At 66.1% G+C, this 25,193-nt stretch carries 26 protein-coding genes and 3 tRNA genes; 6 read left to right on the plus strand and 23 right to left on the minus strand.

The features are described from left to right. Positions 1-132: 132 nt before the first annotated feature. Entirely contained in the window at positions 133-396 is a 264-nt protein-coding gene (rpsT, locus tag AC3WT6_RS09005; protein WP_123211741.1) for a 30S ribosomal protein S20, read from the plus strand. 93 nt (positions 397-489) lie between these two features. Here the strand turns inward: rpsT and proB are convergent, their stop codons facing one another. From proB to rplU, 4 genes are all read right to left on the minus strand, one after another. Continuing rightward, complete coding sequence (gene proB, locus AC3WT6_RS09010; protein ID WP_492653241.1) at positions 490-1,611, minus strand: glutamate 5-kinase; 1,122 nt, start codon at positions 1,609-1,611, stop codon at positions 490-492. Further along, complete coding sequence (gene cgtA, locus AC3WT6_RS09015; RefSeq protein WP_492653242.1) at positions 1,586-2,650, minus strand: Obg family GTPase CgtA; 1,065 nt, start codon at positions 2,648-2,650, stop codon at positions 1,586-1,588. Before cgtA ends, proB begins: the two co-directional genes overlap by 26 nt. Positions 2,651-2,732: 82 nt before the next feature. Next, positions 2,733-2,990: a 50S ribosomal protein L27 gene (gene rpmA / locus AC3WT6_RS09020; protein WP_492653243.1), complete on the minus strand. Its 258-nt coding sequence runs from the start codon at positions 2,988-2,990 to the stop codon at positions 2,733-2,735. Positions 2,991-3,029: 39 nt separating this feature from the next. Next, the gene (gene rplU / locus AC3WT6_RS09025) at positions 3,030-3,344 is read right to left on the minus strand and encodes a 50S ribosomal protein L21 (protein ID WP_492653244.1); all 315 of its coding nucleotides are present in this window, start codon (positions 3,342-3,344) and stop codon (positions 3,030-3,032) included. A 165-nt stretch (positions 3,345-3,509) separates the two neighbouring features. Between rplU and AC3WT6_RS09030 the strand changes: the two genes are divergently transcribed. The 3 genes from AC3WT6_RS09030 to AC3WT6_RS09040 all read left to right on the plus strand — a co-directional run bounded on the left by AC3WT6_RS09030 (position 3,510) and on the right by AC3WT6_RS09040 (position 6,443). Beyond that, complete coding sequence (locus AC3WT6_RS09030) at positions 3,510-4,490, plus strand: polyprenyl synthetase family protein (RefSeq protein ID WP_492653245.1); 981 nt, start codon at positions 3,510-3,512, stop codon at positions 4,488-4,490. A 4-nt stretch (positions 4,491-4,494) separates the two neighbouring features. Further along, a tRNA-Pro gene (locus AC3WT6_RS09035) sits at positions 4,495-4,571 on the plus strand. A gap of 261 nt (positions 4,572-4,832) precedes the next feature. Next, positions 4,833-6,443 (plus strand): amidohydrolase, encoded by a 1,611-nt coding sequence (locus AC3WT6_RS09040; RefSeq protein ID WP_492653246.1) that lies wholly within the window; start codon positions 4,833-4,835, stop codon positions 6,441-6,443. 22 nt (positions 6,444-6,465) lie between these two features. On the opposite strand, the gene AC3WT6_RS09045 is transcribed toward AC3WT6_RS09040, so the two are convergent. The 10 genes from AC3WT6_RS09045 to prpB form a co-directional block, all read right to left on the minus strand. Then, positions 6,466-7,056, minus strand: coding sequence for a YdbL family probable chaperone protein (locus AC3WT6_RS09045; protein ID WP_492653247.1), 591 nt, complete (start codon positions 7,054-7,056; stop codon positions 6,466-6,468). Between the two features lie 61 nt (positions 7,057-7,117). Next, positions 7,118-9,127, minus strand: coding sequence for a translocation/assembly module TamB domain-containing protein (locus AC3WT6_RS09050; RefSeq protein WP_492653248.1), 2,010 nt, complete (start codon positions 9,125-9,127; stop codon positions 7,118-7,120). Positions 9,128-9,190: 63 nt separating this feature from the next. Beyond that, positions 9,191-9,373, minus strand: coding sequence for a hypothetical protein (locus AC3WT6_RS09055; RefSeq protein ID WP_492653249.1), 183 nt, complete (start codon positions 9,371-9,373; stop codon positions 9,191-9,193). Further along, the gene (gene feoB / locus AC3WT6_RS09060) at positions 9,370-11,202 is read right to left on the minus strand and encodes a ferrous iron transporter B (protein WP_492653250.1); all 1,833 of its coding nucleotides are present in this window, start codon (positions 11,200-11,202) and stop codon (positions 9,370-9,372) included. The genes AC3WT6_RS09055 and feoB overlap by 4 nt, the downstream gene beginning before the upstream one ends. Then, positions 11,199-11,474 carry a FeoA family protein gene (locus AC3WT6_RS09065; RefSeq protein WP_492653251.1) on the minus strand — a complete coding sequence of 92 codons (276 nt, stop codon included), beginning with the start codon at positions 11,472-11,474 and terminating at the stop codon, positions 11,199-11,201. Before AC3WT6_RS09065 ends, feoB begins: the two co-directional genes overlap by 4 nt. A 110-nt stretch (positions 11,475-11,584) precedes the next feature. After that, positions 11,585-12,778 carry a 2-methylaconitate cis-trans isomerase PrpF gene (gene prpF / locus AC3WT6_RS09070; protein WP_492653252.1) on the minus strand — a complete coding sequence of 398 codons (1,194 nt, stop codon included), beginning with the start codon at positions 12,776-12,778 and terminating at the stop codon, positions 11,585-11,587. A gap of 19 nt (positions 12,779-12,797) precedes the next feature. Further along, complete coding sequence (locus AC3WT6_RS09075) at positions 12,798-13,247, minus strand: SRPBCC family protein (protein ID WP_492653253.1); 450 nt, start codon at positions 13,245-13,247, stop codon at positions 12,798-12,800. A gap of 108 nt (positions 13,248-13,355) precedes the next feature. Then, positions 13,356-15,965, minus strand: coding sequence for a Fe/S-dependent 2-methylisocitrate dehydratase AcnD (gene acnD / locus AC3WT6_RS09080; RefSeq protein ID WP_492653254.1), 2,610 nt, complete (start codon positions 15,963-15,965; stop codon positions 13,356-13,358). Positions 15,966-15,998: 33 nt separating this feature from the next. Further along, on the minus strand, positions 15,999-17,159 hold the full coding sequence (gene prpC, locus AC3WT6_RS09085; RefSeq protein WP_492653255.1) for a bifunctional 2-methylcitrate synthase/citrate synthase: 1,161 nt from the start codon (positions 17,157-17,159) through the stop codon (positions 15,999-16,001). A 34-nt stretch (positions 17,160-17,193) separates the two neighbouring features. Next, the gene (prpB, locus tag AC3WT6_RS09090) at positions 17,194-18,084 is read right to left on the minus strand and encodes a methylisocitrate lyase (protein ID WP_492653256.1); all 891 of its coding nucleotides are present in this window, start codon (positions 18,082-18,084) and stop codon (positions 17,194-17,196) included. A gap of 156 nt (positions 18,085-18,240) precedes the next feature. Here prpB and AC3WT6_RS09095 point away from each other — a divergent pair. Then, positions 18,241-18,316, plus strand: a tRNA-Lys gene (locus AC3WT6_RS09095). Between the two features lie 32 nt (positions 18,317-18,348). Then, positions 18,349-18,425 (plus strand) — tRNA-Pro (locus AC3WT6_RS09100). Positions 18,426-18,439: 14 nt separating this feature from the next. On the opposite strand, the gene queC is transcribed toward AC3WT6_RS09100, so the two are convergent. The 9 genes from queC to ybgC form a co-directional block, all read right to left on the minus strand. Next, positions 18,440-19,117, minus strand: coding sequence for a 7-cyano-7-deazaguanine synthase QueC (queC, locus tag AC3WT6_RS09105; protein ID WP_492653257.1), 678 nt, complete (start codon positions 19,115-19,117; stop codon positions 18,440-18,442). Next, a complete protein-coding gene (gene queE, locus AC3WT6_RS09110) occupies positions 19,114-19,794 on the minus strand; it encodes a 7-carboxy-7-deazaguanine synthase QueE (RefSeq protein WP_492653827.1) in 681 nt (226 codons plus the stop codon). The genes queC and queE overlap by 4 nt, the downstream gene beginning before the upstream one ends. A gap of 29 nt (positions 19,795-19,823) precedes the next feature. Next, the gene (ybgF, locus tag AC3WT6_RS09115) at positions 19,824-20,645 is read right to left on the minus strand and encodes a tol-pal system protein YbgF (RefSeq protein WP_492653258.1); all 822 of its coding nucleotides are present in this window, start codon (positions 20,643-20,645) and stop codon (positions 19,824-19,826) included. 45 nt (positions 20,646-20,690) lie between these two features. Then, positions 20,691-21,215, minus strand: a complete 525-nt coding sequence (pal, locus tag AC3WT6_RS09120) for a peptidoglycan-associated lipoprotein Pal (RefSeq protein WP_492653259.1) — start codon at positions 21,213-21,215, stop codon at positions 20,691-20,693. 93 nt (positions 21,216-21,308) lie between these two features. Continuing rightward, the gene (gene tolB / locus AC3WT6_RS09125; protein ID WP_492653260.1) at positions 21,309-22,628 is read right to left on the minus strand and encodes a Tol-Pal system beta propeller repeat protein TolB; all 1,320 of its coding nucleotides are present in this window, start codon (positions 22,626-22,628) and stop codon (positions 21,309-21,311) included. Between the two features lie 40 nt (positions 22,629-22,668). Beyond that, positions 22,669-23,535, minus strand: coding sequence for a cell envelope integrity protein TolA (gene tolA, locus AC3WT6_RS09130; protein ID WP_492653261.1), 867 nt, complete (start codon positions 23,533-23,535; stop codon positions 22,669-22,671). Positions 23,536-23,563: 28 nt separating this feature from the next. Beyond that, on the minus strand, positions 23,564-24,019 hold the full coding sequence (gene tolR / locus AC3WT6_RS09135; protein WP_492653262.1) for a protein TolR: 456 nt from the start codon (positions 24,017-24,019) through the stop codon (positions 23,564-23,566). A gap of 14 nt (positions 24,020-24,033) precedes the next feature. Further along, on the minus strand, positions 24,034-24,726 hold the full coding sequence (tolQ, locus tag AC3WT6_RS09140) for a protein TolQ (RefSeq protein ID WP_492653263.1): 693 nt from the start codon (positions 24,724-24,726) through the stop codon (positions 24,034-24,036). A 63-nt stretch (positions 24,727-24,789) separates the two neighbouring features. Beyond that, positions 24,790-25,191, minus strand: a complete 402-nt coding sequence (gene ybgC / locus AC3WT6_RS09145) for a tol-pal system-associated acyl-CoA thioesterase (protein ID WP_492653264.1) — start codon at positions 25,189-25,191, stop codon at positions 24,790-24,792. Positions 25,192-25,193: the final 2 nt, after the last annotated feature.

A 25,193-nucleotide genomic window follows, 5' to 3' on the forward strand; every position in this document is an offset into this window, starting at 1 on the left:
GCGGTGGGCGAGATTGACATGGCGACCGTTGACAGACTAAGGATCGCACAACATACTTTGCGCCCTTTTTTCCACGATTCTAATCGCTTCGCACCGTCAGCAGGACGCGAACGATCTTCAGGAGCTTGACCCTTGGCCAATATCGCCTCTGCCAAAAAGCGCGCCCGCCAGTCCGAGAACAACCGCGCTCGCAACACCGCGCAGCGTTCCATGGTGCGCACCACGATCAAGAAGGTCGTGAAGGCCGTCGCCGCCAAGGACAAGGCCGGCGCCGTTGCCGCCTACGCCGAGATGGTCCCGGTGCTGGACCGCTACGCCAACCGTGGCCTGATCCACAAGAACAAGGCCGCTCGCCACAAAAGCCGCCTGCAGGCGCACATCCTGGCGCTGGCCTAAACCGCCCGCAGCGCAAAACGCCGGCCCAGTGCCGGCGTTTTTGTTTGTCCGCGACGGACTAGTGCCGGCCACGCAGTCGGCCGGCACCCAGGCTCAGACCAGGATCAGATTGTCCCGGTGCACCAGTTCCGGTTCCGCGAGCGCGCCCAGGCGCGCCAACACTTCCTCACTCTTGGCACCAAGAATCTTGTCCGCCTCGCCCGCGCCATAGTTGACCAGGCCACGGGCGATCTCACGCCCCTGCGGGTCCAGGCAGGAAACCAGGTCGCCGCGCTCGAACTCGCCTTCGATACGACGCACGCCGACCGGCAGCAGACTCTTGCCCTGCTCCCGCACCACCCGCGCCGCGCCCTCGTCGAGGTGCAGACGGCCGCGCACCTGCATCTGTCCGGCAATCCAGCGCTTGCGCGCCGCCATCGGCGCTTCTGCCGGCTTCAGCAGCGTACCCAGGGCTTCGCCGCGGGCGATGCGCAGCAGCGCATCCGGTTCGCGGCCATGGGCGATCACCGTGGCACCACCGCTGCGCGCGGCGGTGTAGGCGGCATTGAGCTTGGTGCGCATGCCGCCGCGACCGAGCACACCCTTGCTCTCGCCGGCCATGCCCACTAGGCGGGGATCGGCGAGATCGGCCTCCGATACCAGCTTGGCGTCCGGGTTACCGCGCGGATCACTGTCGAACAGGCCTTCCTGGTCGGTGAGGATCACCAGCAGGTCGGCCTGGATCAGATTGACGGTCAGCGCGCCCAAAGTGTCGTTGTCGCCCAAACGAATCTCGTCGGTGGAGACGGTGTCGTTCTCGTTGACCACCGGCACCACGCCGAAATCGAGCAGGGTATTGAAGGTGCCGCGGGCATTCAGATAGCGCCCGCGGTCGGCGACATCCTCGTGGGTCAGCAGGATCTGCGCCGCGCGCAGGCCGTGCTTCTCGAATTCGCTCTCGTAGGCACGCACCAGGCCCATCTGCCCGACCGCGGCGGTGGCCTGCAACTCGTGCAGCAGTACCGGCCGCTTCTTGATGCCCAGCCGCGCCATGCCCTCGGCCACCGCGCCGGAGGAGACCAGCACGATCTGCCTGCCCTGGGCACGCAATGCGGCAATCTGCGCACACCAGTCGGCGATGGCGACGCGATCCAGCCCCTGCCCCTTGGCGGTAACCAGGGAGCTGCCAACCTTGATGACCCAGCGACGACTATTCGGGAGTGTCTGACGATTCATCGGATTCATTCGCCGCCGGAGCATGGGCGGCACGGTAGGCCTCCACCCATTGCATGGCCGCCTCGCACAGCTCGGCGACGCCAGCCCCGGTGACGGCGGAAATGACGAAATGACGCCCCTTGAACCGCAGGCGGCGCAGGCTCTTTTTCACCAGCGCGTCCAGTTCCTCGGGCGCCAGGGTGTCGGACTTGTTGAACACCAGCCATTGCTCGCGCTCTTCCAGCGCCTCACCGAATTCCTTCAGTTCCGCGCGGATGGTCTTGATATGGCTGACGATGTCGCCGCCATCCGGCGGATTAACATCGACCAGATGCAGCAGCAGACGGGTGCGCTGCAGATGCTTGAGAAAGCGGATACCCAGACCGGCGCCGCTGGCAGCACCCTCGATCAGGCCGGGGATGTCCATCATCACGAAGCTGCGGCCCAGGCCACAGCTGACCACGCCCGGCTGCGGGTAGAGCGTGGTGAAGGGGTAGTCTGCGATCTTCGGACGCGCCGCCGAGGCCGAGGACAGCAGCGTGGACTTGCCGGCATTGGGCAGGCCCAGCAGACCCACGTCGCCCATCAGCGACAGCTCCAGCGCCAGTTCCCGCTGCTCGCCCGGCGAACCCGGCGTCGACTGCCGCGGCGAGCGGTTGATCGAGGACTTGAAGCGAGTATTGCCCAGTCCATGGAAACCGCCCTGGGCCAGCTTGACCCGCTGACCGTTGCGGGTCAGCTCGCCGATCAGCTCCTGGGTTTCGACATCGACGATGCGGGTGCCGAGCGGCATCGGAATCTCGAGATCTTCCGCCCCTGCCCCGCGGCAGTTGGCGCTGGAGCCGTTCTCGCCGCGCTTGGCCTTGAAGCTGCGGGTGAAACGGAAGTCCGCCAGGGTATTGAGATTGATGTCGGCGACCGCGTGGATGCTGCCGCCGTCGCCACCGTCACCGCCGTCCGGGCCACCGAAGGGGATGGCCTTTTCACGGCGGAAGCTGACGCAGCCGTTCCCGCCGTCGCCGGCTTGAACGTGAATGGTGGCTTCGTCAACGAACTTCATGGGAGCACTCTAAACAACTGCACGACTGCGGGCATGAAAAAGCCCCGTTGAACGGGGCCTTTTCAGCACAAGGTAGGAAACCTTAGGCCGCCACGATGTCGACGTGGGTCTTGCCCTTGGCGCCGCGCGCCTTGAACAGCACCTTGCCGTCGGTGAGGGCAAAGATCGTGTGATCCTTGCCGATGCCGACGTTGATGCCCGGCTTAAACTGGGTGCCGCGCTGGCGGATGATGATGTTGCCGGCGATGACCGCTTCGCCGCCAAACTTCTTCACGCCGAGACGCTTGGACTCGGAATCACGACCGTTGCGGGTAGAACCGCCTGCCTTCTTATGTGCCATGACGAATGCTCCTGATGCTTGTTCGGGGAGAGGCCGGCCTTAGGCGCCGACGATCTCGGTGATCTTCACCGCCGTGTAGTTCTGGCGATGACCCTGTTCCTTGTGGTAGTGCTTGCGGCGGCGGTGCTTGATGATGCGGATCTTGTCGCCGCGGCCGTGGGCCACGACTTCCGCCTTCACGGTGGCGCCGGCCACGGTCGGGGCGCCGACCTTGATGGCTTCGCCATTGGCCACGAGCAGAACCTGGTCAAAGGAAAAGACGCTGCCGACATCGGCAACCAGGCTCTCAACCTTCAGCTGTTCACCAGGGGCAACCTTGTACTGTTTGCCACCGGTCTTGATCACGGCATACATCGTGGATACTCCGAGCACTGGCCAGCCCCGCGGGGACGGCCGTTTTGAAAGAGGGCGGATTCTAGTGACAAGTCCCCGCCCGGTCAAGCAATTTTAAGATTGACGCCCCTTGTCCCGCGCACCTAGCATCCGCGCCGTTTGCCAGCCCGTTGAGCCGCCCAAAGAATGGATCTAAAAACCCTGTTGCTCCCGGTCACGGATGACCTGCTGCGCGTCAACGAGGTGATACGCCAGCGTCTGGCCTCGAAAGTGGCGCTCATCAACGACATCGGCGGCCATATTATCCACGCCGGCGGCAAACGCCTGCGGCCGACCACCACCCTGCTGGCCGCCGGCGCCGCTGGGCAGGTCAACGACCGGGCACGCATCCTCGCCGCAGTCATCGAGTTCATTCATACCGCCACCCTGCTGCATGATGACGTGGTCGACCATACCGACCTGCGCCGCGGCCGCATCACTGCCAACGCCCAGTGGAGCAATTCGGCAGCGGTCCTGTCCGGCGACTTCCTGTACTCACGCGCCTTCCAGATGATGGTCGAAGTCGGCGAACTGGAAGTGATGCGGGTAATGGCCGACACCACCAACGCCATCGCCGAGGGCGAGGTGCTGCAGCTCTTGAACGCCCGCAACCCCGATGTCGATGAAGCCCGCTATTTCCGGGTCATTGAACTGAAGACCGCGGTCCTGTTCCGCGCCGCCTGCCAGCTCGGCGCGATCGCCGCCGGTGCCGATACGACCACCCAGAGCGCCCTGGCCGAATACGGCCTGCAACTGGGCATCGCCTATCAACTCGCCGACGATGTGCTCGATTTCGAAGGCGATCCCCAGGAGAGTGGCAAGGCGGTCGGCAATGACCTGATCGAGGGCAAGCCGACGCTGCCGCTGATCCAGGTTCTCAAGCACGGCGATGCGGAAACTGTCGCCCGCCTGCGCCACGTTCTGCGCAGCGGCGAGATCAGCGACCTCGAAGCCACCCTCGCCGAGGTGCGAAAAGCCATTGAATCGACAGGGGCGATCCCGTACACTCGCGCCCTCGCTGAACGGCATGCCGATTCAGCCAAAGCGTCTGTCGGCGGTCTTCCCGAGTCCCCCTACAAAGCAGCGCTGTTGCAGCTGGCGGATTTCGCCGTCGGCCGCAAGCATTGAGGCACGGGGCGTAGCTCAGCTTGGTAGAGCGCTTGCTTCGGGAGCAAGAGGTCGCAGGTTCGAATCCTGTCGCCCCGACCAACTCATTGCCGCATTTGATCAGCCCCTCTCGAGGGGCTTTTTCATTTTCCGGGCCTGCCCTTGCGCGATTCGGCCGGCATCTTTCGCCTGCGGCCAACAGCTAGAGCCGGGCATGCCTCGCGCACTGGCTTTGCCCCCCGTGGATCACGGAGTCGATGTTCCCGCCAGCGTTCTCCGCCCACAATTAGTCATTTGACTAAATACCGGGCTCAGGAAATGCTCGGCCGACGCCGCTGACCGGCCAGCACTCCAGGAAGCCCTATGCCATCGACGCTGTTCCGCAATGCCGTGATCTGGTCCGGCTCGCCGCCCAAGCCGGAATCGGGGTGGCTGTTGGTGACGGGAGAAACCATCTCTGCCATCGGCACCGATACCCCGCCGCAGGCGCAAACGGTGATTGATCTCGCCGGCCGGCATCTGCTGCCCGGATTCGTCGATGCACACTCGCACCTGACCGTCAGCGCCTGGCTGCCGCTGACGTTCGACGGCAGCCTGCTCAGGAGCCACGCGGAGCTACTGACCGCGCTCCGGCGCCGTGCCTCCGAACGCCTGAGCGATGCCTGGCTGCTGGTGACGGCCACCGACTTCGATCTCTGGCAAGACGGCCTGCCGTCGATGGCTGAACTGGACGAAGCCTGCAATGGCCGCCCGACACTGATCTCGGATGTTTCCTTGCATCGTTGCCTGGTCTCCAGCGCAGGACTGGCCGCCATTCGCGACTACACCCGGCACAACCCAGAGGATGTGGAGCGGCGCCATGGTGTTGCCACCGGATTGCTTTGGGAAAGCGCCAATGCCGCCGCACTCAAGACCGCACTCTCCGACCTGGCAATGCAGCTTGGCGAGCAGGGGCAGTTGGAACTCCTGCGGGCCGAGGCGCAACGCCACCTGGCCCTGGGCGTCACCACCTGCCACGACCCCTGCATTCCCACCTCCCTGCAAGGGCTGATGGAGCAACTGCGCACGCTGACCCCGCTGAAGCTGTCTTGGTCCAGAGTCTCGGAGCAGAGCCTGCTGGAGCCTGCGGAGGTCACGGAGCTCTGCCCCAACTGCGGCGATGCCCCGCCTAGCGCGAAGCTGTTCATGGACGGCGCGCACCGCTGCGCCATGTGCCTCAACCCCAGTCATGTACTCAAGCTGGCGGGAGCGGCCCTGGGGCAGGCCTTGAAGGGCAATACCTCGCCGCTGCGTGACCTATTGAGCTATCGAACGACCTACAGGCAGGGCAAGGTCTACATGCCCTACCTGCGCATGGAAACCACGACGCTCACCACCCGCTTGGAGACCCTGGGCCGGGAAGGCGTCCGCCCCAAGATCCACGCGCTCGGGAATTACGCGGTCCGTTGCGCCTGCGAGGCCATCAAGCGCTCGCATACGAGCGACGCCACGATAGAACACCTGACGGTCCTGGGCTCCTGGGACATGGACGCGGTGGCCGACTCCGGCGCGGTGGCTTCGCTGCAACCCGGATTCCTCCCGCATTTCGGCCCCGCGATGCTCGATAGGGCAATCTCGCCTTCCCTGCAGTGCATCCCGATTGCCTCGCTGGCCAATCGCGGTGTCAGTGTCTGCATCTCTTCGGACAATCCCTGCGGCCCGCTGGACCCGCTGCACAATCTGCGCCTGGCGGTCACCCGCCGTCTTGACGATGGCCGCCTGGTGAACGGCGAAGAAGCGGTGTCGATCGAAACCGCCGTCGCCGCCTATACCTCGGGCGGGCTGAAGGCGCTCGGCAAGAGGATACCCGCCGCACTGACGCCCGGGGCCGCTGCGGATCTGGTGGTTCTGACCGCCCACCCCCTCAGGGAGGAAGCGCGGGTGATCCAGACCTGGGTCAATGGGTCGCTGTGCTTCCAGGGGTCGCCGGAGTAACGGCGATGGCCGTCGGCTTGGATTATTTCTGCTTCCAACCGCCGGCGTCCTGATACCACCAGCCCGAGGCCGCCTTTGCGACCCAGCGCTGGGCGAACACGCTCTGGATCTGTCCCTCCCACTGCGGCTGGCCGTTGGCGACCGCAATCTCGTGGTACAGCGCCTTGCGATCGCTGTTCTCGTCGGCCACCAGGCCTTTCACGGCATTGCGCTGCGCCAGCGGCACCGCGTTGGGATCACGCAGCGCGACATAACCATCGCCGGTGAGGCCGACCGCGCCGGAGTCCAGATGCGGCTTCAAGCTGGTGTAACGCGCCTCCAGCGCCGCCTTGACCCGCTGCACCTCGGGCGAGCTGATGTCGATGTTGGGCTGCTGCGCCTCAGCGCGCGGCACTAGGAAATCCAGCAGCGCGAGGGCGGCGCGGCTGCCCAGGCTGGACTGCGGTGCGGGAGCCGCCTCGGCGGGTTTGGGGGCCGTCTGCTTCCACACATCTTCGATGATGCGATCCGCCGCCTTTTCGGCCGCGGCGGCGGGGAAGTACACATTGATGGTGACGCAGGCGCTCAGCAAGAAGCCGATGCTGAGGAACGAGACGGGCGCAGTACGGGACATGGCGGCTCTCCTAGGGTGCACCTGCGCAGTATAGAACCGGTTGCAGTGCCCGAAGGGCAGCTCATTTCACCTCTGGCCCACTCGAGGCCTGCAGCGCCTTGAGCTGTTCGATGACCTGATTCCAGGACACTCGCTGCGAGTAGCCCACCACATTGATGCGCGGCAACAGCCGCCCCTCTACCAGGTAGTAGGCCTGCTGGCCGTCTTTCGATTTCGCCGGCGCCACACCGGCCATCTGGCAGACACCGTCGCGCAGCAGGCAGCTGATGCCCAGCCGCGCATAGGCGAAGTCTTCGAAAATGCTGAGAAAGCCGCGCGAGAGCATGCCCGTGGGCCCGCCGCCGATGGAGGAAATATTGTCGATGGCGCGCTGCGAGATGCGACGTTTGGAGCGATCGCCAGGGGTGGAGTACAGCCGCGCGTCGAAGGCCACAGGGCTCCAGTTCAACAGGCGCAGACCTTTCACCTCACCGTCCAGGCGGCCGGTGATGCGGCCAAAGGAGAAGGCGCTGGTGAGCCGCTCCAGATCGATGCGGCGCAGTTCCACGTCCGCCATCACCCTGGGCAACACGCCGAAGGGTTGTATGGCGCGCAGATTGTCGAGACGCAGCCTGCCATCAAAGGCCTGGGCCTCCAGCGTGCCATCCACCGTCCAGACATCCTCGCGCACCGAGAGGCCGGGCAGCTGACCACCCAGCGTGCCGGCAAACTCCGGCCAGCCCAGCGCCTTGCACAACGCCGCCAGATTGATCGGCTCGACGGCACCCTTGAAGTCGGCGCTGAGCTGCGCACTGCCCAGCTCGCGCAGCGCCAGCTTCTCGACCAACAGCGCACCTTCAAGCAGAGGCTGCCGCCAAGGCGCAAGCAGTTCAAAGCTCTTGCCCTGCGCCCTGAACGAAATCTGCGATGCCGCCAGGGGCACCTTCTGCACCGCGCCGCCAGTCCAGCGCAGTCTGGAAGGCTCGGCCTCGGCCGCGGCCCAGGCCAGATCACCGGATACCCCTTCGAGCGCGACGCCTAGCTTGTTGGCCGCGACGCTCACGTCGGCGAGTTGCGCCACCAGCGCCGTTGGCAGCCCCTCGCGCAGCGAAAGCCTTGCGCTGGCGCGGCCGCTGGCGCTTAGACCATCGGCGACCGTACCGATGAGCAGCGGTTGCAGATAGGTGGCCACCAGCGGCGCGAGATCCTGGGCAACCAGCCGCGCCTCCAGCTGGCGTGGCTTGAAGTCAGCCCCCAGCTTGCCGCTCGCTTCAATGGTCCCGGCATTGCCCGGAACCAAGCGCAGCTGCTCAATGCTCCAGGCCTGGTCCAGTGCGACGATGCGGGCTTCGGCATGCAGCGGCAGCGCGGCAAAGTCGAAGTAAAGTGGTTCCACATAGGCCTGGCCTCCGCGGGTGTCCAAGGCCAGCTGCCAGCGACGGCTCGCGCTATCGAACTGCAGGGCCGCCTCGGTAGACAGCTTCTCGCTGGCGTAGCGGCCGCTCGCCTCGCTATAGCTCAGCGCATGGGCACTGAGCCGGACATCCGCCCGGACCCGCTCGCCCAGCCGCGCGTCCAGATGCAGGTCGATGCCACCCGAAACCTCGCCGGGAATGACCAGCTGGAAGGCGCTAGCCAGCTTTTGCAGCTCGCTCGCCGATTGCCCGCGCAGATCGAGCAGGGCCCGCAGCGCCGCGCCGGATTGCGTCAGCCGCAGACGGAGGCCGCGCCTCGGCACCTGCAAGTCGGCGTTCCAATGCTGCGCGTCCTCATAGCGCGCACTCACTTGCCCTTTGAGCTGACCCCAGCCGGGTACCCGCACCACGAAGCTGGCGTCGTCGCAGCGGGTGCCGGCGCCAGCCGCGAGGCCCTGGCAATGCAGCTGGAGATTGCGCAGCGCGGGGCGCCCGGCCAAGGCGATGCGGTCGATGTCGAGCCGAAGCTCGGACCCCGGCAACACCCGCAGTTGCACACCGCTTGCCCGCCAGGCAGGACTCTCCACGGTGCCGATACCGAGCGTCAGGTCGGAGCCCTGTACGCGCGGGCAGAGCACCAGACCGAGTGCGAGCACGCTGGCGAAGAGCCGCTTCATCGCGCGATCATCGCACAGTCGTCGCAGCGCCCCGCCCTGCGGCCAGAGCCGCTTTGCCAGAGTTCAGCGGCCCTTCTTTTCCGCTTCCGGCGCGCAGTTGTTGCAGCCCTCGCAGCCGGCTTTGTCGCTCGCACGCCCGCGGATGGCGGTGCGTATCTGCGGGCCTAAGCTGCGCCAGACCACCCGCCCGCTCCAGACCAGCACGGCCAGCACGATCAGGGCTTCCAGGGCGTGATAGGCGTTCACGCGAAGGCCAGCGCCAGCCGGTAGGTGACAAACGACGCCAGATAGGCGAGCCCGAACAAATAACCGGCGGCGATGGCGACGATGCGCCAGGACAGCGTCTCGCGACGGATCGCCGCCAGCGTCGAGATGCACTGCGGCGCGAACACATACCAAGCCAGCAGCGACAGAGCCGTCGGCAGGCTCCACTGCGCCGAAATGATGGGCGCGAGCAACTCGGCCGCGGCGTCGTCGGTGGCGGAAAGCGCATAGACCGTCGCCAGCGCGCTCACCGCCACCTCGCGCGCGGCGAGGCCGGGGATCAAGGCAATGCAGATCTGCCAGTTGAAGCCAATCGGCGCGAACAGCCACTGCAGGGCATGGCCGAGCCGGCCGGCCAGGCTGTAGTCGATGGCCGGACCGGTGGCACCCTCGGGCGGTGCTGGGAAGCTCGACAAGGCCCAGAGGATGATGGTCAGCGCCAGGATGATGCCGCCGACGCGCTTGAGGAAGATCATCGCGCGCTCCCACAGGCCAAGCGCGAGGTCGTTGAGGTTGGGCAGGCGGTAGGACGGCAGCTCCAGCAGCAGCGCATGCTCCAGCTTGCTGCGCCGCCACCACTTCATCGCGGTGGCCACCGCCAGCGCCGAGACGATGCCGGCCACGTAGAGCGCGAACAGCACCAGCCCTTGCAGGTTGAACAAGCCCCAGACCGTGCGTGCCGGAATGAAGGCGGCGATCAGCAGCGCGTAGATCGGCAGGCGCGCCGAGCAGGTCATCAGCGGCGCGACCAGGATGGTGGCGAGTCGGTCGCGTGGGTCCTGGATGGTGCGGGTAGCCATGATCCCGGGCACCGCACAGGCAAAACTCGACAGCAGCGGAATGAAGGAACGGCCGGTGAGACCGGCACCGACCATGAAGCGGTCGAGCAGGAAGGCCGCGCGCGGCAGATAGCCGCTCTCCTCCAGCGCCAGGATGAACAGGAACAGGATCAGGATCTGCGGCAGGAACACCACGACGCCGCCGATGCCGGCGAGGATGCCGTCCACCAGCAGGCTCTTGAGCACGCCATCCGGCAGCAGGGCGCTGAGCCCCTGCCCGACCCAGCCGACCAGGGCCTCGATGCCGTTCATCAGCGGCTCGGCCCAGCTGAACACCGCCTGGAACATCAGGAACATCACCGCCGCCAGGATCGCCAGCCCCCACACCGGGTGCAGCAGCACACGGTCGAGGCGGTCGTCGATCTCGGCAGTGCGGCGCGGCATGCTCACCGCCGCCGCAAGCAGATGGTTGACCTCGGCGTGCAGGTCGGCGTTTTCCGGGAGCGGCCGTGGCCGCTGCGGCAGAGCCTGTCCGAGTTGGCGCACTAGCGCCTGCGCGCCACCGACGCGCACCGCGACGGTTTCCACCACCGGCACGCCCAGGGCCGCTTGCAGGCGCTCGCGGTCGATGCGGATGCCGCGCTTCTCGGCCAGGTCCACGCAGTTCAGCGCCAGCAGCATCGGCAGGCCCAGGCGCTGCACTTCCAGCACGAAGCGCAGGTGCAGGCGCAGATTGGTGGCATCGACCACGCAGACCAGAAGATCGGGCTTCGGCTCACCGGCCATGCGGCCCAGGCAGACATCACGGGTGATCGCCTCATCCGGGCTGGTCGCCGCCAGGCTGTAGGTGCCCGGCAGGTCCAGCACCTGCACCACGCGGCCATTGGCGTCGGCAAAGCGGCCTTCCTTGCGCTCGACGGTGACGCCGGCGTAGTTGGCGACCTTCTGGCGGCTGCCGGTGAGGCGATTGAATAGCGCGGTCTTACCACAGTTGGGGTTGCCGACCAGGGCGATCCGCAGGCTGGCGCTCATGACTGTTCCACCAGCACCCGCGCCGCCTCGGCGCGACGCAGCGCGAAGCGCGTATAGCCAACCTGCACCAGCAGCGGATCGCCACCCAGCGGCCCCAGTGCCACCACCCGCACCAGCTCGCCCGGCACGAAGCCCAGTTCGCGCAGGCGGCGGGCGATCAGATCACCCGGCCGCAGATCATCGACCGCAATCACCCTTGCGTCGCTGTGCAGACCCAGTTGCAGCAGGCTACGCGCGGCGATGACGGGTGGATTTAGTTGCGCAATTGTCATTGATTCGCATTATCGGCCGATCCGCCCGCGCTGTCACGCCGGGAGCAACCACCGAGCGCCAGACGGCTGCGAAATGCCGAACGCTGGAGGTCTACCGACCCGACACCGGCTCAGAAGGCATCGCCCGGCACCCGCACCCAGCCTTCCATCAGCACGCGGGCGCTGCGGCTCATGATCGCCTTCTTCACCTTCCACTCGCCGCTGACCTGCTCGGCTGCCGCGCCGACACGCAGGCTGCCGGAAGGATGACCGAAGCGCACCGCCTCCCGCGCCCCGCCTCCGGCCGCCAGATTCACCAACGTGCCAGGGATCGCCGCCGCAGTGCCGATCGCCACCGCCGCGGTACCCATCATCGCGTGGTGCAGCTTGCCCATCGACAGCGCACGGACGTTGAGGTCGATGTCGCTGGCCTTGACCTGCTTGCCGCTGGACGAAACATAGTCGGCCGGCGGCGCCACGAAGGCCACTTTCGGCGTGTGCTGCCGCTTGGCGGCTTCGGCGACGTCCTTGATCAGGCCCATGCGCAGCGCGCCATAGGCACGGATGGTCTCGAACTTCGCCAGCGCCTTGGGATCGCTGTTGATCGCCTCGCGCAGCTCGGTGCCGGTGTAGCCGATCTCGGCGGCATTGATGAACACGGTCGGAATGCCGGCGTTGATCATCGTCGCCTTGAGCGTGCCGACGCCCGGCACTTCGAGGTCATCGACCAGATTGCCGGTGGGGAACATCGAGCCACCGCCTTCCCCATCGCCTTCATCGGCGGGGTCGAGAAACTCGATCTGCACTTCGGCGGCCGGGAAAGTCACACCGTCGAGTTCGAAATCGCCGGTTTCCTGCACCTGGCCATCGGTGATCGGCACGTGGGCGATGATGGTCTTGTTGATCTGGGTCTGCCAGATACGCACGACGCAGATGCCGTTCCGCGGGATGCGCGCGGCATCGACGAGGCCGTTGTTGATCGCAAACGAGCCGACCGCGGCGCTGAGATTGCCGCAGTTGCCGGACCAGTCCACGAAGGCCTTGTCGATCGACACCTGGCCGAAGCGGTAGTCGACGTCATGGTCAGACTTGCTGCTCTTGGCCAGGATCACGGTCTTGGAGGTCGATGAGGTCGCCCCACCCATGCCGTCGATCTGCGCGCCGTAAGGGTCCGGCGAGCCGATTACCCGCAGCAGGAACTTGTCGCGCGCCTCGCCCGGCACCCGGCAGCGCTCGGGCAGATCATCGAGCTTGAAGAACACGCCTTTCGACGTACCACCGCGCATGTAGGTGGCGGGAACCTTGATCTGAGGGGGGTGCGGCATCGATACCTCTTTTAAGGGGTTAGGCGCCGTCCGGAATATCCGGCTCGACGAGTTGCGCCAGCAGCATGAGCGATTCCTGCCAGCCCAGATAGCAGAGCTCGGTCGGGATCGCGTCTGGGATGCCTTCCTGGGCAATGTTCAGCTCGGTGCCGCAGGCCACGGCACGCAGGCTCACTGTCACCAGCATCTCGCCCGGCAGATTGGGGTCGTCGAAGCGGTCCGTGTGACGGATCAGCTCAGCAGGTCTCAGCTCGAGGTAGCGAACGCTGAAGGAATGGCTGGATCCAGTTCCCAGGTTGGTGAAGGACATGCGGTAGCCACCACCGACACGCACGTCCATCTCGTGGATGCTGCCGGTGAAGCCGTGCGGCGGCAGCCACTTGCAGAGGGCGGCGGGATCAACAAAGGCCCGGTAGACCCGCTCTGGCGGGGCCTTGAAAACGCGATGCAGCTTGACAGTACCTGGCATGGGTCATTCCTCCGTAAGTGGCTCGTTGCCGGACGACGGCTAAGTCGTCGTCCTGACTACACGTCGAACGAGCCCCTCCAAAATCGACAACCTGGACCAAGGTCGCGATCACGCGGCCTTGGTCGCCGCCAGGAAGTCAACGGCAAAGCGCTGCAGCACACCGCCGGCCTGGTAGACGAGCACTTCCTCGTCGGAGTCCAGACGGCAGGTCATCGGCACTTCCAGCTTCTCGCCGTTCTTGCGGGTGATGACCAGGGTCAGCGTGGTGCGCGGCGCCAGCTTGCCGACCACGTCGTAGGTCTCGGTGCCGTCAATGCCCAGGGTCAGGCGGGTGGTACCCGGCTTGAACTCCAGCGGCAGCACGCCCATGCCGATCAGGTTGGTGCGGTGGATGCGCTCAAAACCTTCGGCGGCAATCACCTCCACACCGGCGAGACGCACGCCCTTGGCGGCCCAGTCGCGGCTCGAACCCTGACCGTAGTCAGCGCCGGCGACGATGATCAGCGGCTGCTTGCGCTCCATGTAGGTTTCGATGGCTTCCCACATGCGCACCACCTTGCCATCCGGCTCGATGCGCGTGAGCGAACCCTTCTTAACCTTGCCATCGACCACCGCCATCTCGTTAACCAGCTGCGGGTTGGCGAAGGTGGCGCGCTGCGCGGTGAGGTGATCACCGCGATGGGTGGCGTAGGAATTGAAGTCCTCTTCCGGCAGACCCATCTTGTGCAGGTACTCGCCGGCGGCGCTGTCCATCAGGATCGCGTTCGAAGGCGAGAGATGGTCGGTGGTGATGTTGTCCGGCAGCACCGCCAGCGGGCGCAGGCCCTTGAGAGTGCGCTCGCCGGCCAGAGCACCTTCCCAGTACGGGGGGCGGCGGATGTAGGTGGACATCGGCCGCCAGTCGTACAGCGGGCTGATCTTCTCGCCGGTATCGGCCGGCTTGCGGAACATCGGCTCGTAGACGGCGCGGAACTGCGTCGGGTTGACGCTGGCGGTGACCACCGCGTCGATCTCGGCATCGCTGGGCCAGATGTCCTTCAGCCGCACCTCGACGCCGTTCTTGTCGATGCCCAGCACGTCCTTCTCGATATCGAAGCGCACAGTGCCAGCGATGGCGTAGGCCACCACCAGCGGCGGCGAGGCGAGGAAGGCCTGCTTGGCGTAGGGATGAATGCGGCCATCGAAGTTGCGGTTGCCGGACAGCACGGCGGTGGCGTACAGATCGCGGGCGATGACTTCCTTCTGGATCTTCGGGTCCAGCGCGCCGCTCATGCCGTTGCAGGTGGTGCAGGCAAACGCGACCACGCCAAAGCCGAGCTGCTCCAGCTCCGACATCAGCTTGGCTTCCTTCAGGTACAGCTCGACGGTCTTGGAGCCGGGCGCCAGCGAGGACTTCACCCAGGGCTTGCGCGTGAGGCCGCGGGCATTGGCGTTGCGCGCCAAGAGGCCGGCGGCGATGACGTTGCGCGGATTGCTGGTGTTGGTGCAGCTGGTGATGGCGGCGATGATCACCGCGCCATCGGGCATCAGGCCCTGGGCTTCTTCCGCCAGGGCGGCGTCCAGGTTGCCGGCGATGCCGCGTTCGGCCAGTGCCGAGGTGGGCAGACGCTTGTGCGGGTTGCTGGGGCCGGCCATGTTGCGGACCACGGTGCCAAGGTCGAACTTGAGTACGCGCTCGTACTCGGCGGTCTTCAGTGAGTCGGCCCAGAGGCCGGTTTCCTTCGCGTAGGTCTCGACCAGCTTCACCTGCTCGTCTTCGCGGCCGGTGAGCTTGAGGTAGTCGATGGTGTTCTTGTCGATGAAGAACATCGCCGCGGTGGCACCGTATTCGGGCGCCATATTGGAGATGGTGGCGCGGTCGCCCAGGGTCAGCGCCGCGGCGCCCTCGCCGTGGAACTCCAGGTAGGCGCCAACGACCTTTTCCTTGCGCAGGAATTCGGTCAGCGCCAGCACCACGTCGGTGGCGGTAATCCCTGGCCCCGGCTTGCCGCTCAGTTCGACGCCGACGATGTCGGGCAGGCGCATCCACGAGGCGCGGCCGAGCATCACGTTCTCGGCTTCCAGGCCGCCGACGCCGATCGCGATCACGCCGAGGGCGTCGACGTGTGGCGTATGGCTGTCGGTGCCGACACAGGTATCCGGGAAGGCGACGCCGTCTTGCGTGTAGATCACCGGCGACATCCGTTCCAGATTGATCTGGTGCATGATGCCGTTGCCGGGCGGGATCACTTCCATGTTCTTGAACGCCTTGCGGGTCCATTCGATGAAGTGGAAGCGGTCCTCGTTGCGGCGATCTTCCACCGCGCGGTTCTTGGCGAACGCATCCTTCTCAAAGCCGCCGTGCTCCACCGCCAGCGAGTGGTCGACGATCAGCTGCACCGGCACCACCGGATTCACCTTGGCCGGATCGCCGCCCATGTCGGCAATCGCATCACGCAAGCCCGCGAGATCGACCAGCGCGGTCTGCCCGAGGATGTCGTGGCAGACCACGCGCACCGGGAACCAGGGGAAGTCCAGATCGCGCTTGCGCTCGATCAGCTGTCCCAGGTAGGCGTTGAGCTTTTCCGGCTCGCCCTTGCGCACCAGGTTCTCGGCATGCACCCGCGCCGTGTAGGGCAGCTTGGCCCAGGCGCCGGGCTTGATCGCATCAACGGCAGCGCGCGCGTCGAAGTAATCGAGCTGGGTGCCAGGGAGTGGTTTGCGGAAGGCGGTGTTCATCGAGACTCTGCTGGCTAGAGGGCTGGCGATCGCTTACTTGCGGTCCTTGATGGCCACGAACTTGAGATCTTCGGGGCCGGTGTAGTTGGCCGACGGGCGAATGATCTTGCCGTCGATGCGCTGTTCGATGATGTGCGCGCTCCAGCCACTGGTGCGGGCGATGACGAACAGCGGCGTGAACATGTCGGTGGGCACGCCCATCATGTGGTAGCTCACCGCGCTGAACCAGTCGAGGTTGGGGAACATCTTCTTGATCTCCCACATCACCGTTTCCAGCCGCTCGGCGATGTCGAACATCTTCATGTTGTGCTGGTCCTTCGACAGCGTGCGCGCGACTTCCTTGATCACCTTGTTGCGCGGATCGCTCACCGTGTAGACCGGGTGACCGAAGCCGATCACCACTTCCTTCTTCTCGACGCGGGCTCGGATGTCGGCCTCGGCCTCGTCCGGGTTGTCGTAGCGCTTCTGGATCTCGAAGGCGACTTCGTTGGCGCCGCCGTGCTTGGGGCCGCGCAGGGCGCCGATGCCGCCGCAGATGGCGCTGTAGATGTCGGAGCCGGTGCCGGCGACGACGCGGCTGGTGAAGGTCGAGGCGTTGAACTCGTGCTCAGCGTAGAGGATCAGGCTGGTGTGCATGGCCTTGACCCACAGCTCCGGCGGCTTCTTGCCGTGCAGGAGGTGCAGGAAGTGGCCACCGATGGAGTCGTCATCGGTCTCCACCTCGATCCGCTTGCCGTTGTAGGCGTAGTGGTACCAGTAGAGCAGCATCGAGCCCAGCGAGGCCATCAGCTTGTCGGCGATGTCGCGCGCGCCGGGATGGTTGTGGTCGTCCTTCTCGGGCTTGACGCAGCCGAGCACGGAGACGCCGGTGCGCATCACGTCCATCGGGTGCGATGAAGGCGGGAGCTGTTCCAGCGCCACCTTCACCGCCGCCGGCAGGCCACGCAGAGACTTGAGCTTGGTCTTGTAGCCGGCCAGCTCGGCCTTGGTCGGCAGCTTGCCGTGCACCAGCAGATGGGCGATTTCCTCGAACTCGCAGGCATCGGCGACGTCGAGAATGTCGTAGCCGCGGTAATGCAGATCATTGCCGGTGCGGCCGACGGTGCACAGCGCGGTGTTGCCGGCGGTGACGCCGGAGAGCGCGACGCTCTTCTTGGGCTTGGGGCCGGTGGCCGGGGCGACAGCTTCGCTCATGGGGTCTCCTGTGGTTTATCCGGTGACGCGCGCTTTACGCCTTCTTGGCAGCGAACAGTGCGTCGAGCTTCTTTTCGTAGTCGAAATAGTTGATGGCTTCGTAGAGCTCCATGCGGGTCTGCATGGTGTCGACGACGTTCTTCTGGCTGCCGTCGCGGCGGATCGCGCCGTAGACGTTTTCGGCCGCCTTGTTCATGGCCCGGAAGGCCGACAGCGGATACAGCACCAGGCCAGCGCCGGCGGCGCCCAGCTCCTCGGTGGTGAACAACGGCGTGGCGCCGAACTCGGTGATGTTGGCGAGCACCGGCACTTTCACCGCGTCGGCGAACTTGCGGTACATCTCCAGGCTGGTCATCGCCTCGGGGAAGATCATGTCGGCACCGGCCTCGACGCAGGCAACGGCGCGCTCGATGGCCTTGTCCAGGCCTTCCACCGCCAGCGCGTCGGTGCGCGCCATGATCACGAACTGCTCGTCGGTACGGGCATCGACCGCCGCCTTGACGCGATCCACCATCTCGCCCTGGCTGACGATCTCCTTGCCCGGGCGATGGCCGCAGCGCTTGGCGCCGACCTGATCCTCGATGTGCATCGCCGCGCCGCCGGCCTTGATCAGACTCTTCACGGTGCGCGCGACGTTGAAGGCGCTGGAGCCGAAGCCGGTGTCGACATCCACCAACAGCGGCAGATCGCAGACATCGGTGATGCGGCGGACGTCGATCAGCACGTCCTCCAGACCGCTGATGCCGAGGTCGGGCAGGCCCAGAGAGCCAGCGGCGACGCCGCCACCGGAGAGATAGATCGCCTTGAAGCCCGCGCGCTTCGCCAACAGGGCATGATTCGCATTGATCGCCCCCGGAACCTGTAGCGGCTTTTCAGCAGCCACCGCAGCGCGAAAAGCCTGACCAGGAGAGCGAATGGCGGACATGGCATTACCGTGTTTGGGATTGATAGCCACACATGGTCGCACAGGCACCGCCCCCAGGAAATACACCATGTGCCGGATTGCGCGCGCGCGGCTTCTCCCCTATCCTTCGCGCCCTCGCATGGGCGGCGGTATGCCCTTCAAAGCATGCGAAACCGGGGGTCGTTAGCTCAGCCGGTAGAGCAGTTGGCTTTTAACCAATTGGTCGATGGTTCGAATCCATCACGACCCACCATTTTCTCGGTATCGTTGAGCATCCACGCCAGTCGGGGCGTAGCGCAGTTTGGTAGCGCGCCTGTTTTGGGTACAGGAGGTCGGGGGTTCGAATCCCTCCGCCCCGACCATTTCCTCTAAACGATTAGCGATAGCGCGTCGGATCCGCCAAGCCCGCGGCCGCGAACCCGTCGGCGCGTATCCGGCAGGAATCGCACTTGCCGCAGGCACGGCCCTGGTCGTCGGCCTGATAGCAGGACACGGTCTCGGCAAAATCCACACCCAGCGCGGCGCCACGGCGGATGATCTCGGCCTTGTGCCAGGCGATCAGCGGCGTGTGGATGCGGAATTGCGCGCCCTCCACGCCCGCCTTGGTGGCGACATTGGCCAGAGTCTCGAAGGCGGCGATGAATTCCGGGCGGCAGTCGGGGTAGCCGGAATAGTCCACGGCATTGACGCCGATGAACAGATCGCGGGCTCCGACCACCTCGGCTTGGCCCAGGGCCAGCGACAGAAACAGCGTGTTGCGCGCCGGTACATAGGTGACCGGGATGCCGCTGCTGGGCGCCTCCGGCACGGCAATGCGGCGGTCGGTGAGCGCCGAGCCACCGATGGCGTCGAGATTGACCTCGATGTGGGTGTGCCCCACCGCGCCCAGACGCGCCGCCACCCGCTCGGCCGCCTTCAGCTCGGCGATGTGGCGCTGGCCATAGGCCACCGACAGCGCGTGGCACTGATAACCGGCATCGCGGGCAATCGCCAGCACGGTGGCAGAATCGAGGCCGCCGGAGAGCAGCACCACCGCCTTCGGCGCCAGGCTCATCGCCCCGGCTCCTCGCCCCAGAGCTGCTTGTGCAGCTGGGTCTGGAAGCGTACCGGCAGACGATCCGCGACGATCCAGTCGGCCAGCTCACGCGGGCTGACCTCTTTGTGGCTGGGCGAGAACAGCACCGCGCAACGCTCGTGCAGACGGTGCTGGCGCAACTGCTCCACGGCCCAGTCATAGTCGGCGCGCGAGCAGAGCACGAACTTCAGCTCGTCCCGCGCCGTCAGCAGCGGCAGGTTTTCCCAGCGATTGCGGGCGACCTCGCCAGAACCCGGGGTCTTGATATCGACGATGCGCGCCACCCGCGGGTCCACCCCGCCGATGTCGAGCGCGCCGCTGGTCTCCAGCGACACCACATAGCCGGCATCACAAATCGCGCTGAGCAAGGGCAGGCAGTTCTTCTGGGCCAGAGGCTCGCCGCCGGTGACGCAGACATGGCGCACGCCATGGCTCCGCACCTCGGCAACCAGTTCGGGGATGCCGCGCCATTGCCCGCCATGGAAGGCGTAGGCGGTGTCGCAAAAGCTGCAGCGCAGGGGACAGCCGGTCAGCCGCACGAACACCGTCGGCCAGCCGACCAGGGAGGACTCGCCCTGCAGCGAAAGAAAGACTTCGGTGATTTTCAGCCGCGGCGCGAGCTGGCCCGCCGCCTCGGAGGGCGGCGCGAGCGGAATATCGTCGGCCGCCACGTGCTTGTTGCCGTCTACCGCGCCTGATCCAGGCGCTGCCGGGCTAGGCCGGCGGCATTGGAACCGGGATAGTCCTTGACTACCCGACGCCAGGCGGCCTTGGCCGCCTCGCTGTCTTTCAGTTCCAGCTGGGTCAGACCACCCTTGAACAGCGCATCCGGCACCTTGGGGCTGGCCGGGAAACGCTCGATTAAGGCATTGAACGCGTCCAGCGCCGGCTTGTACTGGCGCTTGATGTACAGCGACTCACCCATCCAATACCAGCCATTGTCGGCGAAGTTGCCCTGCGGCCACTTGTCGAGCATGGCCTTGAAGCCGACGATGGCGCTGTCGTACTTGCCGGCCTTCAGAAAATCGAAGGCCTTGAGATACGCCGTCTCTTCTTCGGCGCCACCACCACTGGGTGGCGTACCGCTTAGTCGCGGGCTGACCACCAGCGCCGGCGTGGTCGAGGAACTGGGAACAGCCGCCCCCGACAAGGGCGGCTGCGACACCCCGTTGTCGAAGCTGGGAGTCGCCGGCGCGTACGGTGGCACCGTACTGGTCGGCAGAGCTTCCAGCTTCTGGATGCGACGGTCCAGATCCAGATACAGATCCTTGCCGCGACGCTCCTGACTATCGATGTCGAAGCGCAGCCGCTCGATCTCGCCGCGCAGCGTGCGCAGCTCGTCCTGGGTACGGGACTCGTCCTTGTTCTCGACACCGCTCACGCGCCGGGAGAGATCGCCAATCTTGCCTTCGATGGCACGCAGGCGAATCTCCTCCGGCGACAGCGGCTCCTCGCCGGTGCGGCTCAGCGGCGTGCAGGCCGACGCCGCGAGGGCGACGGCCAGCATCAAGACAGACGGAGCAAAGCGCGCCGACATCGTTCTAGCCCGAGCTTACTGGGCGATCTCGACGCGACGGTTCTTGGCCCAGGCGGCTTCGTCGTGACCGGGGGCGGCCGGACGCTCTTCGCCGTAGCTGACCACGGAGAGCTGGCTGTCGGTGGCGCCGGCGGCCTTCAGGGCGCGGGCCACGGAGATGGCGCGACGCTCACCGAGGGCGATGTTGTATTCGGCGGAACCGCGCTCGTCGGCATGGCCTTCCAGGCGCAGCTTGGCGGCCGGGGTGGAGCTCAGGTAGCGGCCGTAGTTGTCGACCACGGTCTGGCCGGCGCTGTCGATGTCGGTCTGGTCGAAGGCGAAGTAGATGGTCTTGTTGTCGAGGCTGTAGGCGCCGGCGGCACCGGTGCCGGAACCGATGGCCGAGCCCGCGCCCAGGCCGTCAGCGCCGGTGCCGGAGGTGGAGATGCCGCTGCTGTCGGAAGCGCCCGGGTTGGTACCGGCGTCCTTGTTGCCCTTGCTGGCGCAACCGGCGAGAGTGAGGCCGGCGAGCGCGGCGATCAGGACGAGGTTCTTTTTCATGTGAAGCTCCTGGCGAAAATTAGTGACTGCTGTAAGTGATGAGCACCCGATGATGCTCGTGAAGAAAAGACGTCGCTGTGAAAGCCACGAGGCTTAGCGGCTGTAAGGACCCCAGGCCGGCTCGCGTACCTCGCCGGGCTGGCGCATGCGCTGACGCACCCTGCCATCCACCGTCACCGTCGCCAGTTCGGCACCGCCGCGGCCGATGGTGGAGTAGATGATCACCGCGCCGTTGGGGGCAAAACTGGGGCTTTCATCCAGGGGGCCTTCGCTCAGCTTGCGCATCGCTCCGGTCTGGACATCGACTAGCGCAATAGAATACCGCCCGCCATCGTTATTCACCACCGCAATACTCTTGCCATCGGGTGAAAAACGCGGCCGCTGATTCTGTTTGCCCTGAAAAGTCAGGCGCCGCGGCTCGCCGCCGGCGACGGGCATGAGATAGACCTGCGCCGAGCCACCACGGTCCGAGGTAAACGCCACGGTATTGCCGTCCGGCGAGAAGTTCGCCTCCACGTCGATGGCGAAATGGTCGGTCAGCCGCCGGCGCTGGCCGCTGGCGATGTCGATCAGGTAGAGGTCGGGGTTGGTCTCGAAGGACAGGGTGACGATCATCTTGCTGCCGTCCGGCGACCACACCGGGGCACCGTTGATGCCCTTTTCGGACACGAACTTACGCAGCTCGCCGGTCGCCAGGGTGTGGATGAAGATCGCCGAGCGGCCCTTCTCGTAGCCGACATAGGCCAGCTTCTTGCCGTCCGGCGACCAGGTCGGCGACATCAACGTCTCGCGCGAGGCGGCGATGGTGCGCGGGTTGAAGCCGTCGGCGTCGGCGACGATCAGCTCGAAGCGCCGGGCCAGGCCATAACCGGCGGCGGTGACGTAGGCGATCTGGGTGTTGAAATAGCCCTTGGTGCCGGTGAGCTTTTCGTAGATCAGGTCGGCGATCTGGTGGGAGACCACCCGCAGCTGGTCCGGCGTCACCGCCGGCATGTCGAAGCCCAGCACCTGCTGGCCGCGATAGACGTCGAGCAGGAAGAAGCGCACCGCCACCCCGCCCTTGGGGCTGCGCGACAAGGAGCCGATGACCAGGTTCTCCATGCCCACCGCCCGCCAGTTGCGGTAGTCGACCTGGCTCACCGCCGAAGGGGTTTCCAGCATGTCGGCGCGCGGCAGCGCGGTGAACAGGCCGGAGCGCACCAGATCGGCCTCGACGATGCCGGCGACGTCGAAGTTGATGTCCGGCGGCGTGGCGAATGGCGCCACCGCGATCGGCTGGGCGCCGGTGTCGCCGCCGACCACCGAAATATCCAGCGCCGCACGGGCCGGGCCGGAGCAGACCAGGAGCCCCGCCAACAAGGGCAGCAGCAACGACGGAGACAGGGAGCGACGCAGATTCTGGATAAGGCGCATGGGCATTCGCTTTTTTTACGCTCGGAAAACTGGCAGGGGCTTAGAACCGCGGCTGGAAGGAGATGTTCAACTCCGGCACGAAAGCCGAGGGCTCGGGCGGCAGCGGCAAGGGCGAGGCCTTGTACACCGCTTTGAGTACCGAGTCATCGAGTATCGGCGAACCGCAGCTCTTGACGATGGTGGCGCTGATCACCTGACCGTTGGGCAACAGGCGCACGTTCAGCTTGCAGATGAACGGATCGGTGTTGCCGGGAGGACGCAGCCAGGCGCGTTCCAGCGCCCGGTTGATCATCTGCGCCCAGGTGATCTGTGCAGCGCGGATCACCTCGGCCATGCGGGCATTCTCCTCGGCCTGCAACTGCCGCTGCAGCGCCTCCTGGCGTGCTTTTTCCTCGGCGCGGCGCTTGTCCTCGGCCTCCTTGCGCAGGCGCTCCTCCTCGGCCAGCTTGCGCTGGCGCTCTTCCTCAACGGCGCGCTTCTTGAGCTCCTCGACTTCGCGCTTGGCCTGGGCTTCAGCCTCAGCCTTCACCCGCGCGGCCTCGGCCTCGGCTTGCTTGGCCAGCAGGCGCTCGGCCTCCAGCTTGGCGGCGGCTTCGGCTTGTTGGCGCTGGCGCTCGACCTTCTGCGGATCTTCCTTGGGCGGCTCCGGCTTCGGCGGCGGCGGTTCCGGCTTGGGCTCGGGCTTCGGGGGCTCCGGCTTCGGCGGCTCGGGCTTCGGGGGTTCCGGCTTCACCGGCTGGGGCGCCGGCGGCGGCGGCTGACCTTCGCGCGGAGCCTCCAGCAGCACCGCCTCGATGACCTCCGGTGGTGTGGGCTTGGGCGTGCACTGCACGCCGCCCAGCAGCAGGCCCAGCAGCAGCACGTGCATCAGCACGGCGGCCAGCAGTTGCGAGGGCTTGAAGAGCATGGTTAGTAGTCGGAGCGTCCGGTATGCACTAGCGCTGCTTGGCCTTGCCGGCGTCCGGCGGCTCGGTGATGAAGCCGAGCTTGGTCGCCCCGCCCTTCTGCAGCAGCGCCATGCCGTTCAGCACCCGGCCGTAATCGACCTTGGTGTCGCCGCGGATCAGGATGTTGGTCTGCGGCTTGTTGCGCAGCACCACACCCACCCGCTGCACCACTTCCTCGTCGCTGAGCGGCTTGCCGGTCTCGGTGCCGATGTCCAGGAAATAGCGGCCACGGGCATCGACGGTGAGCGTCACCGGCTCCTCCTCGACCACCACCGGTTCGCTGGAGGCCTGCGGCAACTCGACTTCCACGCCCTGCACCAGCAGCGGCGCGGTGACCATGAAGATGATCAGCAGCACCAGCATGACGTCGATATAGGGCACGACGTTGATCTCGGCGTTGAGCCGCCGCCGGCTGCCGCGGCCGGTCTGGATGGAACCTGCCATCGCCAGGCTCCGCCTTAGGCCTTGACGCCGTGGCCGCGCAGACCGCGGTCGACGATGCCGATCATTTCTTCGGAGAAGGTGTGGTAGCGGGTTTCCAGCTGATCCACGGCCCGGCTCAGGAAGTTGAAGGCGATCATCGCCGGAATGGCGGCGAACAAGCCCATGGCGGTGGCGATCAGCGCCTCGGCGATGCCGGGCGCGACCATCGCCAGGCTGGCCTGCTTGACGTTACCGATGGCGATGAAGGCGCTCATGATGCCCCAGACGGTGCCGAACAGGCCGACATAGGGGCTGGCGGAAGCCACCGTCGCCAGCATCGACAGGCCGCCTTCCAGGCGCTCCACCTCGCGCACCTGCGCGACCCGCATCTGCCGCTGCACGGCGGCCAGCGCATCTTCCGGCTCGGTACGGCCACCCAGGCTCTGCTGGCGGGCGAATTCCTCGTAACCGGCCTTGAAGATGGCGGCCACGCCCTCTTCCGGCTCGCGGTTGCGGGTCATGGTGGTGTAGAGATCACCCAGGGTGCCGCCGGACCAGAAGCGGCTCTCGAAGTCGGCGGCGTTGCGCTTGGCGCGTGAGAGCAGGCTGCGCTTGGTCAGGATCACCGCCCAGGACAGGATCGAGGCCAGCAGCAGCAGCGCCAGAATCACCTGCGCCAGAAAGCTCGCCTGCAGGATCAGATGGGAAAAGGAAAGTCCGCCGTTCATGGGTCTGTACGCGTGGTCTTGTGAGGTTGGTAAAGCCGGGGTAAAAGCCGCAGGCGCCTATTGTCATTCATCCAGCCAGCCGGTGGGCCAGGGACGCGGCTTAAATGTGCCGACATCGACACAGGCCACCCGCATCCGGGCGGTAGCAAGCACCGCGCCGGGATCGCCGTCCCGGTGCAGGGTCTGCGCGAATATCAGGCTGGCGCGGCCGCGTTCGGCCACCACGACCGTCACCGTCAGCAGGTCGTCGAGCCGCGCCGGGCGGCGGTAGTCCACCTCCACCCGCGCCAGGGTGAACGCCGCACCGTACTGATCGGCCAGCACCCGGTGGCTGCGGCCCAGGGAGCGCAGCCATTCGCTGCGCGCGCGCTCGAACCAGCGCAGGTAGTTGGCGTGGTAGACGACGCCGCTGGCATCGGTGTCCTCGTAATAGACCCGCACCGGCCAGCTGAAGATCTCGCTCATCG

The sequence above is a fragment of the Stagnimonas sp. FW305-C-60 genome (assembly GCF_058782965.1).

Excerpts from the sequence above, each read along its gene's own strand:
- proB (WP_492653241.1), bottom strand. The coding sequence starts at position 1,611 with ATGAATCGTCAGACACTCCCGAATAGTCGTCGCTGGGTCATCAAGGTT.
- cgtA (WP_492653242.1), bottom strand. The coding sequence starts at position 2,650 with ATGAAGTTCGTTGACGAAGCCACCATTCACGTTCAAGCCGGCGACGGC.
- rpmA (WP_492653243.1), bottom strand. The coding sequence starts at position 2,990 with ATGGCACATAAGAAGGCAGGCGGTTCTACCCGCAACGGTCGTGATTCC.
- rplU (WP_492653244.1), bottom strand. The coding sequence starts at position 3,344 with ATGTATGCCGTGATCAAGACCGGTGGCAAACAGTACAAGGTTGCCCCT.
- AC3WT6_RS09030 (WP_492653245.1), top strand. The coding sequence starts at position 3,510 with ATGGATCTAAAAACCCTGTTGCTCCCGGTCACGGATGACCTGCTGCGC.
- AC3WT6_RS09040 (WP_492653246.1), top strand. The coding sequence starts at position 4,833 with ATGCCATCGACGCTGTTCCGCAATGCCGTGATCTGGTCCGGCTCGCCG.
- AC3WT6_RS09045 (WP_492653247.1), bottom strand. The coding sequence starts at position 7,056 with ATGTCCCGTACTGCGCCCGTCTCGTTCCTCAGCATCGGCTTCTTGCTG.
- AC3WT6_RS09050 (WP_492653248.1), bottom strand. The coding sequence starts at position 9,127 with ATGAAGCGGCTCTTCGCCAGCGTGCTCGCACTCGGTCTGGTGCTCTGC.
- feoB (WP_492653250.1), bottom strand. The coding sequence starts at position 11,202 with ATGAGCGCCAGCCTGCGGATCGCCCTGGTCGGCAACCCCAACTGTGGT.
- AC3WT6_RS09065 (WP_492653251.1), bottom strand. The coding sequence starts at position 11,474 with ATGACAATTGCGCAACTAAATCCACCCGTCATCGCCGCGCGTAGCCTG.
- prpF (WP_492653252.1), bottom strand. The coding sequence starts at position 12,778 with ATGCCGCACCCCCCTCAGATCAAGGTTCCCGCCACCTACATGCGCGGT.
- AC3WT6_RS09075 (WP_492653253.1), bottom strand. The coding sequence starts at position 13,247 with ATGCCAGGTACTGTCAAGCTGCATCGCGTTTTCAAGGCCCCGCCAGAG.
- acnD (WP_492653254.1), bottom strand. The coding sequence starts at position 15,965 with ATGAACACCGCCTTCCGCAAACCACTCCCTGGCACCCAGCTCGATTAC.
- prpC (WP_492653255.1), bottom strand. The coding sequence starts at position 17,159 with ATGAGCGAAGCTGTCGCCCCGGCCACCGGCCCCAAGCCCAAGAAGAGC.
- prpB (WP_492653256.1), bottom strand. The coding sequence starts at position 18,084 with ATGTCCGCCATTCGCTCTCCTGGTCAGGCTTTTCGCGCTGCGGTGGCT.
- queC (WP_492653257.1), bottom strand. The coding sequence starts at position 19,117 with ATGAGCCTGGCGCCGAAGGCGGTGGTGCTGCTCTCCGGCGGCCTCGAT.
- ybgF (WP_492653258.1), bottom strand. The coding sequence starts at position 20,645 with ATGCTGGCCGTCGCCCTCGCGGCGTCGGCCTGCACGCCGCTGAGCCGC.
- pal (WP_492653259.1), bottom strand. The coding sequence starts at position 21,215 with ATGAAAAAGAACCTCGTCCTGATCGCCGCGCTCGCCGGCCTCACTCTC.
- tolB (WP_492653260.1), bottom strand. The coding sequence starts at position 22,628 with ATGCGCCTTATCCAGAATCTGCGTCGCTCCCTGTCTCCGTCGTTGCTG.
- tolA (WP_492653261.1), bottom strand. The coding sequence starts at position 23,535 with ATGCTCTTCAAGCCCTCGCAACTGCTGGCCGCCGTGCTGATGCACGTG.
- tolR (WP_492653262.1), bottom strand. The coding sequence starts at position 24,019 with ATGGCAGGTTCCATCCAGACCGGCCGCGGCAGCCGGCGGCGGCTCAAC.
- tolQ (WP_492653263.1), bottom strand. The coding sequence starts at position 24,726 with ATGAACGGCGGACTTTCCTTTTCCCATCTGATCCTGCAGGCGAGCTTT.
- ybgC (WP_492653264.1), bottom strand. The coding sequence starts at position 25,191 with ATGAGCGAGATCTTCAGCTGGCCGGTGCGGGTCTATTACGAGGACACC.